Origin of the sequence: Rhizobium mongolense USDA 1844, assembly GCF_000419765.1 — a bacterium.
Classification (GTDB): Bacteria; Pseudomonadota; Alphaproteobacteria; order Rhizobiales; family Rhizobiaceae; genus Rhizobium; species Rhizobium mongolense.
In genome coordinates this window covers 335,227-347,217 of sequence record NZ_ATTQ01000001.1, presented here as the reverse complement: position 1 = coordinate 347,217, position 11,991 = coordinate 335,227, and the positions used below count along the sequence as shown (strand labels likewise).

The window sequence follows — 11,991 nt, the reverse complement described above, 5'->3', positions numbered from 1 at the left end:
AAACGGGCAGCGCCAGAATAATTGTCATGATATTATTTTGCGAATTGACATGATTTGGATCGGCCGTCATCGTTAGTGCGTTGCCTGTCTCAACAGGGAGAGATGAATGACGGCGCCGATCATCCGCATCGACAACATCGTCAAGAAGTACGGTCCGCTGACTGTGCTCGACGGTTTGTCGATGAATGTCATGCCGGGCGAGAAGCTGGCGCTCATCGGGCCGTCCGGATCGGGAAAGACGACCATCCTTCGCATCCTGATGACGCTTGAATCGATCAGCGGCGGTCATATCGAGGTCGACGGAGAGCAGCTCTATCACATGCCGCGCGGCAAGGAGCTTGTCCCGGCAGACGAGCGCCACCTGCATCGCATGCGGGAGAAGATCGGCATGGTCTTCCAGCACTTCAATCTGTTTCCCCACAAATGTGTCCTCGACAACGTGACGCTTGCGCCGATGCTGACGAAAGGCATCAAGCGCGCCGACGCGCAAAAGCGTGCGATGGAACTCCTCGACATGGTCGGCATGGCTGACAAGGCCAAGAGCGTTCCTGCCCAATTGTCCGGCGGCCAGAAGCAGCGTGTCGCAATCGCCAGAGCGCTTGCGCTGTCACCGAAGATCATGCTCTTCGACGAGGTGACATCAGCGCTTGATCCCGAACTCGTCGAGGAAGTCTTGAGCGTCATGAAGCACCTCGCGTCGGAAACCGACATGACGATGCTTCTCGTCACGCACGAAATGGGCTTCGCCCACGATTTTGCCGATCGCGTGCTCTTTTTCGACCGCGGCAAGATCGTCGAGGAAGGCAGTCCCAACGACATTTTCCGCAATCCGACGCAGGAGCGGACGCAAACCTTCCTGCGCAAGATCATCGCGGCCGGACATCGCATCTGACCGCTATGCAGCCTCAAGCAATAATCCAAGGAAAACCAGGAGCAGGGAACATGAAAAAGACAATTCTTTTCAGTGCAGCCGCATTGTCCGCACTTCTTTCGGCAGCGATTGCGCCAGCACAGGCCGTCGATCTCGAACAGCTGAAAGAGCAGGGCTTTGCCCGCATCGCCATCGCAAACGAGCCGCCGTTCACGTCGGTCGGCGCGGACGGGAAGGTTTCGGGCGCTGCCCCCGACGTTGCACGGGTTATCTTCGAGCGCCTCGGCGTCAAGGAAGTTGTCGCCTCGATTTCCGAATATGGCGCGATGATCCCGGGCCTGCAGGCCGGCCGCCACGATGCGATCACCGCCGGCCTCTTCATGAAGCCCGAGCGTTGTGCTGCTGTCGCCTATTCGGAGCCGATGCTCTGCGACGCCGAAGCCTTCGCCGTCAAGAAGGGCAACCCGCTGAAGCTCAAGAGCTATAAGGATATCGCCGACAATGCGGATGCCAAGATCGGCGCACCCGGCGGCGGCACGGAAGAAAAACTCGCGCTTGAGGCCGGCGTGCCGCGCGATCGCGTCATCGTCGTTCCGGACGGCCAGAGCGGCATCAAGATGCTGCAGGATGGCCGCATCGACGCCTACTCCCTGCCGGTTTTGTCGATCCATGATCTGATGGCCAAGGCCAATGATGCGAACCTTGAGACGGTTGCACCGGTCGTGGGCGCCCCCGTCTATTGCGATGGTGCGGCCTTCCGCAAGCAGGACGTTGCCCTTCGCGACGCCTATGACGTCGAGCTCAAGAAGATGAAGGAATCCGGCGAGTTCGCAAAGATCATCGAGCCCTACGGCTTCTCGGCCGCAGCCGCAATGTCGACCAGCCGCGAAAAGCTCTGCGCAGCAAAGTAAGCCTGCCGACGTTCGGCTCCGCCAACGAGCGGAGCCGGTTTCTCAATCTCCTGAAAGGGACCCGTCCAGATGTCGGTATGGTCCGGCTACCTCACATTGATCCTGGAAGGTGCGCTCGTCACCATCAAGCTCACGCTCATGGGATCGGCATTGGCGCTTGTCATGGCATTCGTGGCCGGGCTTGCGCGGCTTTCCCGCTTCTTCGCCGTGCGGGCGCTTGCAACAGCCTATATCGAGTTCTTTCGCGGCACCTCGATCTTCGTGCAGCTCTTCTGGGTCTATTTCGTGCTGCCCTTTGCCGGGCTCACCCTGACGCCGCTCCAGGCAGGCGTTCTTGCTCTCGGACTGAATGTCGGCGCCTATGCGGCAGAAGTCGTTCGCGGTGCCGTCAAGGCGATCGGGCGTGAACAGACCGAAGCCTGCATCGCGCTCAACCTGTCGCGCTACCAGCGCATGCGCTACATCATCCTGCCGCAGGCGCTGCCCTTGATGTTGCCGACCTTCTGCAACAATGCGATCGAACTTCTGAAAGGCACCGCCGTCGTCTCGCTGATCTCGCTGACCGATCTGACCTTCCAGGCGCAGGTCGTGCGAGCACAGACGGGCAATACGCTGATACCGTTTGCGACCATTCTCGTTCTCTACTTCCTGATGGCCTGGGCAATTTCGACTGCGATGCGCTGGCTTGAGCGGCGCATGAGCCGCGGTCTCGACGGAATGAGGGTCTAGATCGATGGAATGGGACTGGGATTTCGTCTGGCAGATCATGCCGACGCTCATCGAAGGCTTCAAGATCACCATCCTTGCGACGGTACTCGGCGCGGTGGTTGCAGCGATCCTGGGCCTTGCGATCGCGCTTGTGCGGCGTTCGCCGATCACCGCGGTATCGCACGGCGTCGGCTTCTTGTCCGAGTTCATCCGCGGCACGCCGCTCCTGGTGCAGCTCTACTTCATCTTCTACGTGCTGCCGGATATCAGCATCAGACTTGCGCCACTCGTCGCCGGCGTCATCGGCCTCGGCCTGCACTACGCGACCTATACCGCCGAAGTCTACCGCGCCGGCATCGAGAATGTGCCGCGTGGGCAGTGGGAAGCGGCAAAGGCGACGAACCTCACCACGCGCCAGGCGTGGATCCATGTCATCCTGCCGCAGGCGATCCCTCCGATGATCCCGGCACTCGCCAATTATTTCATCGCGATGTTCAAGGAGACGCCGCTGCTTTCGGCAATCACGGTGCTCGAACTGATGAACCAGGCCAAGAGCATCGCCAACAGCAACTACCGCTATATCGAGCCGATGACGCTGGTCGGTATCTTTTTCCTGGCGATCAGCCTGATCTCGGTGATCGGGCTGCGCTGGCTCGAAGAGCGCTATGCTCGCACGGAAGATTGAGATGACGGCAACGATCGATATCCTGACCGCAAGCCGCCGTCCGCGGCTGGACGAGCGCCCCCTGGAAAAGCGCGTCGGCCTTGTGATCCTTGCAACCGACCATACGACGGAAGTCGACTTCCAGCGAATGGTCGCGAGCGATCGCATCGGCGTTTATGTGAGCCGCATCCATTATGCCAATCCGACGACGCCGGAAAACCTGCTGAAAATGCAGCCTTCGCTGACGTCAGGAGCAGGTCTCATCCTGCCAGGCGAACCGCTCGATGCGATCATCTATTCATGCACGTCGGCCTCGGTCGTCATCGGCGATGCTAAGGTCGAGGCTGCAATTACCGCTGCAAAGCCCGGCGTGCCGGTCGTCACGCCAACGGCGGCTGCGGTCGACGCGCTGCGCGCCTTCGGTGCAAAGAGAATATCGGTCCTGACGCCCTACACCGTCGAAACGAGCAGGCCGATGGCGGATTATTTTGCAGAGCTCGGTTTCGAAATAGACCGATTCACCTGCCTTGGGTTCACCGACGACCGCGAGATGGCGCGGATTGCGCCGGACGAGATCGCAGCGCTTGCGCTTGACGCCACTGCGCCAGGCTCCGATGCCCTCTTCATCTCCTGTACGGCGCTGCGGGCCGCCCAGGTCGCAGGCAGGGTCGAACAGAAGATCGGCAAGCCGGTGGTCAGCAGCAATCTTGCGACTGCCTGGGCCTGCCTGAGGCTTTGCGGCGAGGATCAAGCGCGGCCGGAAGTCGCCCGTCTCATGACGATGCCTTATCCGGAAAATTGATGTCATGACCACTTCTTTGCCAGTCAGCCTCCGGGACATCATTCTTGCGTCCGAGCGCATTTCCCGCCGGGTCCGCAAAACCCCGATCATTAGGTCGGACGCACTCAGCGAGCGCGTGGGCACAGCCGTCTACCTGAAGCTCGAACACCAGCAGATTACCGGCAGCTTCAAGCTGCGCGGCGCCACCAATGCCGTGCTCTCGCTTAAGGCAGAGGAGAAGGCGCGGGGCGTCGTTGCCGCCTCGACCGGCAATCACGGGCGCGCGCTTGCCTATGCCGCAAAGGCGGCGGGTTCTACGGCGACGATCTGCATGTCGCGGCTGGTTCCCGAAAACAAAGTGGCCGAGATCCGCCGGCTCGGGGCAAATGTCAGAATCATCGGGCGCTCGCAGGACGACGCCCAGTTGGAGGTCGACCGTCTTGTACAAGACGACGGGCTGGTTGCGGTCCCACCCTTTGATGACGCCAGGGTGATTGCCGGGCAGGGGTCACTCGGGCTGGAGGTCTTCAAGGATTGCCCCGAGGCCGCAACGGTCCTCGTGCCGCTGTCGGGCGGCGGTCTCGCGTCTGGTGTCGCAGCCGCGCTGAAAGCGATCAATCCGGACGTTCGCATCATCGGCCTCACCATGCAGCGGGGTGCCGCCATGAAGGCAAGCCTTGAGGCAGGGCGCCCCGTGGAGGTCCAGGAAGAGGAGAGCTTTGCCGATTCCCTGGGTGGCGGCATCGGCTTTCATAACCAGCTCACTTTCTCGATGTGCCGCGACCTGCTCGATGACGTCGTTCTTCTGAGCGAACCGGAGATCGCCGCGGGCATGCGTCATGCCTATTGCGTGGAACGCGAGGTGATCGAGGGAGCGGCTGCTGTCGGTGTTGCGGCGCTGCTTGCCGGCAAGATCGAGATCACCGGGCCGGTGGTTGCGATCCTGTCAGGGCGCAATGTCGACATGGAGCAGCATCGAAGTGTGATCAACGGCGCGACCGCGCCTACCAGAAAGGATGTGGCATGAGCTCCATGGTCATTCTGACGGAAGCAGATCTCCGGAAGGTCATCGGCCTCGATCTTGATGCGGTCGGCTGCGTCGAAGACGCCTTTAAAGCGCTGGCGACGAAAGCCGTCTCCATGCCCCCGATTCTGAGGCTCGATGTTCCGGAACATCGTGGCGAACTCGATGTGAAGACGGCCTATGTCCCAGGCATCGAAAGCTTCGCCATCAAGATCAGTCCCGGCTTCTTCGACAATCCCAAAATCGGGCTTGCGAGCACGAACGGAATGATGGTGCTGCTTTCCAGCAGAACGGGCCTTGTTCAAGCGCTGCTCCTCGACAACGGCTACCTGACCGACGTGAGGACCGCGGCTGCAGGGGCCGTCGCAGCAAAGCATCTGTCGCGCGAGAATTCGAAGGTCGCGGCGATCTTCGGGGCGGGTATGCAGGCGAAATTGCAGCTTGAGGCCCTGATGCTGGTACGGCCGATCCGCGAGGCGCGGATCTGGGCGCGCGATTTTGCCAAGGCGCAGGGTGTTGCCGCGCAGCTCGCGAAGTCGCTTGGGTTGGCCGTCACCGCGGTGGCGGACCCGAAGAATGCGGTCGCTGGGGCCGACGTCATCGTCACGACAACGCCTTCGCAAACGCCGATCCTGAAAGCCGAATGGTTGGAGGCCGGCCAGCATGTGACGGCCATGGGTTCTGATGCGGAACACAAGAACGAGATTGACCCCGTCGCAATCGCCAAAGCCTGGCTCTATGTCGCCGACAGCCTGAAGCAGACGCGCCGGCTGGGCGAACTTCACCACGCGATCGCAACAGGCACGGTTGCCGCCGACGCGGCATTTCCGGAGCTCGGACAGATCGTAGCCGGTCAACGTCGGGGCCGTTCGCACGCCACGCAAATCACGATCGCGGACCTGACCGGCACCGGCATACAGGACACCGCCATCGCCACGCTTGCCTTTGCGCGAGCCAAGGCCGCCAACGCCGGAACCATATTCGAAAGCTGACCGGTGCGGCACCGGACAAGGGAGAAAAGACCATGAGTGAGCCTAAACTCAAATTTTCGCGCGAGGAATACGGCGCCCGCCTCGACAAGACCCGAAAGGCGATGGAAGCCAAGGGCATCGAATTGTTGATCGTCAGCGATCCATCGAACATGGCCTGGCTGACCGGCTACGACGGCTGGTCCTTCTATGTGCATCAGGCCGTGATCGTGCCGCCGTCCGGCGAACCGATCTGGTTCGGCCGTGGGCAGGACGCCAATGGCGCGAAGCTCACCGCCTACCTGAAACACGAAAACATCATCGGCTATCCTGATCACTACGTGCAGTCGACCGAGCGGCACCCGATGGATTACCTCTCCGGCATTTTGACGGACCGCGGCCTCAGTAAGAGTTCGATCGGCGTCGAGATGGACAATTACTGGTTTTCGGCGGCAGCCTTCGCTTCGCTGCAGAAGCATCTGCCGAATGCCCGTTTCGTCGACGCGACGGCGCTCGTCAACTGGCAGCGCGCCGTCAAGAGCGAGACGGAAGTCAAATATATGCGCAATGCCGCCCGAATTGTCGAAGTCATGCATCAGCGCATCTTCGACAAGATCGAAGTCGGCATGCGCAAATGCGATCTCGTCGCAGAGATCTACGATGCAGGGACAAGAGGCGTCGATGGGATCGGTGGGGATTACCCGGCCATCGTGCCTTTGCTGCCGTCGGGCGTGGAGGCCTCTGCCCCGCATCTCACCTGGGATGACCGGCCGTTGAAACGGGGCGAGGGAACCTTCTTCGAGATCGCCGGCTGCTATAATCGCTACCATCTGCCGCTTTCGCGCACCGTTTTCCTCGGCAAGCCGACGCAGGCTTTTCTCGATGCGGAAAAAGCAACGCTCGAAGGCATGGAAGCCGGCCTTGCCGTCGCAAAGCCGGGCAATACCTGTGAAGACATCGCCAATGCCTTCTTTGCGGTCCTGAAAAAATACGGGATCGTGAAGGACAATCGTACCGGTTATCCGATCGGGCTTTCCTATCCGCCGGATTGGGGCGAGCGGACCATGAGCCTGCGTCCCGGCGACAAGACGGAATTGAAACCCGGCATGACCTTCCATTTCATGACAGGTCTCTGGCTCGAAGACATGGGCTTCGAGACGACCGAAAGCATTCTGATCACGAAGACTGGCGTCGAGTGCCTCGCCAATGTGCCGCGAAAGTTGATGGTCAAGGACTGATGGGATGATGAGCGATACAATAATGCGCCCATCGCCGATCAGTGCGACGGTCGATTTCGAGGCGGACGGCGTTCAGCATGGTTTCTTGCGGCTACCCTACAGCCGCGATGATTCCGCATGGGGATCGGTCATGATTCCGATCACCGTCATTAGAAACGGCCGAGGCCCGACCGCGCTTTTGACAGGCGGCAATCACGGCGATGAATATGAAGGGCCGATCGCACTCTTCGATCTTGCCCGCACGCTTGGGGCAGAAGACGTCAAAGGCCGCGTCATCATCGTGCCCGCCATGAACTATCCGGCGTTCCTGTCGCAGACGAGAACCTCGCCGATCGACAAGGGCAATATGAACCGCAGCTTTCCGGGCAGGCCGGACGGCACGGTCACGCAGAAGATCGCCGATTATTTCCAGCGGGTCCTTCTGCCACTTGCCGATATCGTGCTCGACTTCCATTCGGGCGGCAGGACACTCGATTTTCTACCTTTCTGCGCCGCCCACATTCTTCCAGACAAGAAACAGGAGGCAAAGGGTTTCGAGTTCGTTCAGGCGTTCGGCGCGCCCTACTCGATGAAAATGCTGGAGATCGACGCCGTGGGCATGTACGACACGGCCGCCGAGGAGATGGGCAAGATCTTCATCACCACCGAGCTCGGCGGCGGCGGAACGGCGACGGCGAAAACCGCAGCCATTGCCAAACGCGGGGTGATGAACGTTCTAACGCATGCCGGCATCGTTGAGGGCATCGTCGAAGAGCAGCCCACCCAATGGCTCGACATGCCGGATGGAGACTGCTTCCTCTTCGCAGAGGAAGCCGGGCTCGTCGAATTTGCAGTCGACCTCGGCGAAGCCGTGAAAAAGGGTGAGGTTGTAGCTCGCATCCATCCGGTCGGAAAGACCGGTGGTCTGCCGGTCGAGCTCCGCTCAAGCATGACAGGCATCCTCGCTGCACGGCATTTTCCGGGACTGATAAAGCCTGGCGATTGCGCCGCGGTCCTGGCGGTTTGAACCCGCAGAGATAATTCAAGCGCCGCGCAAAGGCGCGGCGCTGTTGCTGCCTCTTCACGACCGCCGTTCCAGCAAGAGCCAGTCGAGGCGGTCCATGTCTCAGGCCGCCCGCATCAGCGTCGATCTTCAGGTCTTCAGGATCGCGTAGAGGACGTTCCTGTTTTCGCCGAACTCCACCTTTGCTTCAAACTTATCCTGATTTGGAAGGCCCCCTATAATCGACCACATTTCCGATTCAGAGCGCCATAGAAGAGCCCAGTTCATGAACGTTTCCATATATCCCTCGACGCGTATGTCGCGCGCGAAGTTGGCGAACAGAAATTGACCGCCGGGCTTGAGCATCTGCAGGCAACGTTCGGTAAGCTTCACGGCCACATTGTGCGCAAGGTAGTCGTAGAGGCCGGCCGCGTAGATAAAGTCAAAACGGCCCAGTTGCTGAGAACGTGACAAGAGCGTGCGGACGGAGCCATTGATGGCCTCGACCGGACTTCCGGCAAAGTCGCGCGCCACTGATCCGACACTGAGCGGGTCTTGGTCGAGCGCCACCCAGCGGCTGATCGCGCCGTCCTGCAACGCTTGCGACTGGTCCGCTTCCCTCAGATGTCCAGCGGCGATCGTCAGGATCTCGGTGTCGCCCGGCCGATCAGAGGCGATGGCGTCCACCTTTGCGGTCAGAAGGTTCCGTCTTTCGCGCACTGCGACAGATGACGAAGCTTGCTTTGTGTATGCATAAAGATCCCGTCCGAGAGCCGAAGCCTGCTCGATCGCCCCCTTCATGCTCGGATGCTCGTAAATGAAGTCGAGAAGTTGAGCGTCGCCCGAGTAGCCGCGAGGTTTTTCAAAGGACCAGCGGGTCAGGGGATCTTCAAGAAGATAGGCAGCGACGGGATGCTCGCGAGCAATCGGCGTGAGGCGCTGCCAGACGGAGGAAGGCAGCTTTTGCCTCAGGTCACTCAGCCGCGTCGTCAGATCGCGAACGATTTCTGCCGGTGGCAAGCGGTTCTGGAATTGTTGCTCGCTCAAGGCGAGCAAAACGGCCAGTTCTGCACGCCCTTCAATGAAGCGTTCTTGCAGATACCCGCTGTCTGATAATTTTGAACTTCCCGCGATGAGGTCAGGGGTGACGAGGCTAACTCCGTCGAGAACTGTCTGAAATCGGTTCACTTTGTTGTTTCCGTTAATACTAAGCTAACTATAGAAAAAGAAATTGCCTCGCGCTAGAGTTTAATAAATGGCGCAATAGCGGAAAATTGGTAACCCATTGTCACCCTGCAACCTTGTGCGGGCATGGGGCTTAACCAAAACTTCATCGGCAATATCTATCATCGCGATAACCTTGGCTGTGCCATCTGCAATGACCGCAAATTGTTTCGACGTCGCGGAAGCGGACGGAAACCCTTCAATTTCGATGAGTTCGGGTGAACCGTGCATGAGGCACACGCTGGCAGAAGTCGAAACAACGCTCTTTGCGGAGCAAAGGGCCTATCAGTCCTGCGAGCTGCGCGCGCTTTATCTCGAACAGGGCGATCAGCGCCGCAGAACATCCACCCGCGCTGGCCTTTGGCTGGCCGTCCCGGTCTATCTGATGTTCTTCGTGACCGACCTGCTCCTTGTTCCGGATGTGGCGATGCTCACCATAATCGCGCGGGTGATCGTCGGGGTCGGAGCGCTGCTCGTGCTTGAAGTTCAACTTCGGCGAGGCGTTCGTACCAATTACCTCGATCTGACATGCGCGGCCGCCTTGGTCCTGGGCTATGCGGGATGGGTCATTCCGACGCTGTTGACGACAAGAGTTGAAAGTCTGTCCTACTATATGGTGTTCGGCGCGATCTTCATGATGGGCGCGAACCTCTTCTTCAGCTTCCGCTTTGCATTATCGGTTATCGCATCGAGCCTGGTGCTGGCGATTTTCCTTGCATCGCTTGCAGTCTTCAGTCCCGGGCCCTCCTACGATCTCGCTTTCGTGACGTTCTACCTGTCGTGTTTCACATTCACGTCCTATGTGAATTGGAAGCTTAACAAGGAACGCTTCAACGTCTTCCTCAACGCGCATGAGGCGGACCTCCAGCACCAGGAGGCCTCGGAGCGGGGAAAGGCACTTCTCAGGCTGTCGAATACCGATCCATTGACCGGACTGGAAAATCGAAGGGCCGTCGACCATCAACTGCGTGACTTTTGGGAGAAATGGCAAACGCAGGGGATCGAATTTGCCACGTTTCTGATCGATGTCGATTTCTTCAAAAAGTATAATGACTTCTATGGTCATCAGGAGGGGGACAGATGCCTCATCGCTGTGGCGACGGCTCTTGACGACGCTGTGGCGCCTATAGGGGCGACGATTGGGCGTTACGGCGGCGAGGAATTCATCGTAATCGCGGCCCTGCGAAACGACGTTGAGGCTGCGGATCTCGCTGAAAAACTCCGTCGAACCGTCGAAGACCTTGAAATTGCGCACGGGCAGCGTCTCGACGGGGTGCCGGTGGTGACGGTCAGCGTTGGCGCGGCAGTCACAAGACCAGAATCTGGTTCGAAACTTGAGAAAATCATCAACGAAGCGGATCGCGCTCTTTACTCGGCGAAAGCAAAGGGCCGCAATTGCGCAGAACTTTTCGATCCGAACGATCCTCAAAGCGGTGACGAAACGGCGCACATAGCTGCGCTTTTGAAGGTTGCCGTGGCTCAGGAGCTCGTCTCCCTTGTCTATCAGCCGATTCAAGAGGTCGAAAGTGGCAAGGTGCATGCGGTTGAGGCTCTCATGCGACTGAGCATGCCTGACGGCACTGCAGCGCCGCCAAGCCTCTTCATTCCGGTCGCCGAGCGATCCGGTGCGATAATGGAACTTGGCTATTGGGCGCTGCGCACCGTTTGCAGGGAACTGCTGGCTGCAAATCATATCGAACTGGTGAGCGTGAATGTTTCGCCGATCCAGTTGAGAGCACCTGGTTTTGCCTCCTGCGTCGCCGCCGTCCTGTCCGAGACCGGGGTGATGGGCTCAAGGATCGCGTTCGAAATAACCGAGGGGCTTGAACTGGAAATGCATTCGGATGTTATCCGTTGCATTAGCGACCTGAAAGCGCTTGGCATCAAGATCTGGCTGGACGACTTTGGGACCGGCTTTGCGGGTCTCTCCTGGCTTCGCCTGATCGACTTCGACACCGTCAAGATTGATCGATCCTTCCTTCACGACAGCGATACTGCGCGTGGAAGATCCATGCTGCGCGATATAATCCGGCTCATCCGCAATCGTGGGCATCGCATTCTTGTAGAAGGCGTCGAAACGGAGGAACAGCTCGAGCTGATGCGGGAATGCCGAATTGACGATGTTCAGGGATTCCACGTGGGACGACCCGTTCCAGCCTCGGAATTTGCGCGCCGACCCGTGGAGGTGACCACGCCCGATGATGACCTGGCCTACAGCGCGCAAGCCTCCTGATCTGAGATCCTGGGCTTAGGAATCTCCAGAGCTCCTCCGTCTCGCAGCGCCAGTTTCACTCAAACTTCGATTTCATCATTCGTTGAAAACATCAATTTCGCTGAAATATGATTGACGTCTTTCAGTCCAGCTGTCGAGCATCGATCACACAAGGGATTGAACAATCGGGCGGAGAATTCTCATCAACCCGTGCGACGGCGCGAGCGGATCATGAAACGCTTCAAGTTACCACGACGGTTTCAGCGCTTTGTCTCTATCCATGATCCGATCGCCAACCTCTTCCGCGTTCCCCGCCACGACATCGCGTCAGCCCACCATCGCGAACTGCGAGACATCGCGATGCAGATTTGGCGCGACATCGCTCGCCTCCAAGCCGCGTGATCGCCC

General features: G+C 59.2%; 12 protein-coding genes and 1 pseudogene. 11 read left to right on the top strand and 2 right to left on the bottom strand.

Translation table 11 applies throughout. The features are described 5' to 3' along the window. Positions 1-106 precede the first annotated feature (106 nt). The 9 genes from ehuA to doeB all read left to right on the top strand — a co-directional run bounded on the left by ehuA (position 107) and on the right by doeB (position 8,171). Positions 107-892 carry an ectoine/hydroxyectoine ABC transporter ATP-binding protein EhuA gene (ehuA, locus tag A3C3_RS0101915; protein ID WP_022712929.1) on the top strand — a complete coding sequence of 262 codons (786 nt, stop codon included), beginning with the start codon at positions 107-109 and terminating at the stop codon, positions 890-892. Between the two features lie 50 nt (positions 893-942). Further along, positions 943-1,782: an ectoine/hydroxyectoine ABC transporter substrate-binding protein EhuB gene (gene ehuB / locus A3C3_RS0101910; protein WP_022712928.1), complete on the top strand. Its 840-nt coding sequence runs from the start codon at positions 943-945 to the stop codon at positions 1,780-1,782. Positions 1,783-1,851: 69 nt separating this feature from the next. Then, on the top strand, positions 1,852-2,511 hold the full coding sequence (ehuC, locus tag A3C3_RS0101905) for an ectoine/hydroxyectoine ABC transporter permease subunit EhuC (protein ID WP_022712927.1): 660 nt from the start codon (positions 1,852-1,854) through the stop codon (positions 2,509-2,511). Between the two features lie 4 nt (positions 2,512-2,515). Next, complete coding sequence (gene ehuD, locus A3C3_RS0101900; protein ID WP_022712926.1) at positions 2,516-3,175, top strand: ectoine/hydroxyectoine ABC transporter permease subunit EhuD; 660 nt, start codon at positions 2,516-2,518, stop codon at positions 3,173-3,175. A 1-nt stretch (position 3,176) separates the two neighbouring features. Next, complete coding sequence (gene eutA / locus A3C3_RS0101895) at positions 3,177-3,956, top strand: ectoine utilization protein EutA (protein ID WP_028739315.1); 780 nt, start codon at positions 3,177-3,179, stop codon at positions 3,954-3,956. A gap of 4 nt (positions 3,957-3,960) precedes the next feature. Next, a complete protein-coding gene (gene eutB / locus A3C3_RS0101890) occupies positions 3,961-4,962 on the top strand; it encodes a hydroxyectoine utilization dehydratase EutB (protein WP_022712924.1) in 1,002 nt (333 codons plus the stop codon). Continuing rightward, entirely contained in the window at positions 4,959-5,951 is a 993-nt protein-coding gene (eutC, locus tag A3C3_RS0101885; RefSeq protein WP_022712923.1) for an ectoine utilization protein EutC, read from the top strand. Before eutB ends, eutC begins: the two co-directional genes overlap by 4 nt. Positions 5,952-5,983: 32 nt before the next feature. After that, positions 5,984-7,165, top strand: a complete 1,182-nt coding sequence (gene doeA, locus A3C3_RS0101880; RefSeq protein WP_022712922.1) for an ectoine hydrolase DoeA — start codon at positions 5,984-5,986, stop codon at positions 7,163-7,165. Positions 7,166-7,172: 7 nt separating this feature from the next. Further along, complete coding sequence (gene doeB, locus A3C3_RS0101875) at positions 7,173-8,171, top strand: N(2)-acetyl-L-2,4-diaminobutanoate deacetylase DoeB (RefSeq protein WP_028739314.1); 999 nt, start codon at positions 7,173-7,175, stop codon at positions 8,169-8,171. Positions 8,172-8,297: 126 nt separating this feature from the next. Here the strand turns inward: doeB and A3C3_RS0101870 are convergent, their stop codons facing one another. Continuing rightward, entirely contained in the window at positions 8,298-9,335 is a 1,038-nt protein-coding gene (locus A3C3_RS0101870) for a class I SAM-dependent methyltransferase (protein ID WP_022712920.1), read from the bottom strand. Between the two features lie 60 nt (positions 9,336-9,395). Next, on the bottom strand, positions 9,396-9,602 hold the full coding sequence (locus A3C3_RS43080) for a hypothetical protein (RefSeq protein WP_022712919.1): 207 nt from the start codon (positions 9,600-9,602) through the stop codon (positions 9,396-9,398). Here A3C3_RS43080 and A3C3_RS37510 point away from each other — a divergent pair. Together A3C3_RS37510 and A3C3_RS37505 are read left to right on the top strand one after the other, a co-directional pair. After that, positions 9,601-11,604, top strand: a complete 2,004-nt coding sequence (locus A3C3_RS37510) for a putative bifunctional diguanylate cyclase/phosphodiesterase (protein ID WP_022712918.1) — start codon at positions 9,601-9,603, stop codon at positions 11,602-11,604. The genes A3C3_RS43080 and A3C3_RS37510 overlap by 2 nt on opposite strands. A gap of 132 nt (positions 11,605-11,736) precedes the next feature. Beyond that, positions 11,737-11,985: pseudogene (locus A3C3_RS37505) on the top strand (DDE-type integrase/transposase/recombinase); the annotation flags it as partial. Positions 11,986-11,991 lie beyond the last annotated feature (6 nt).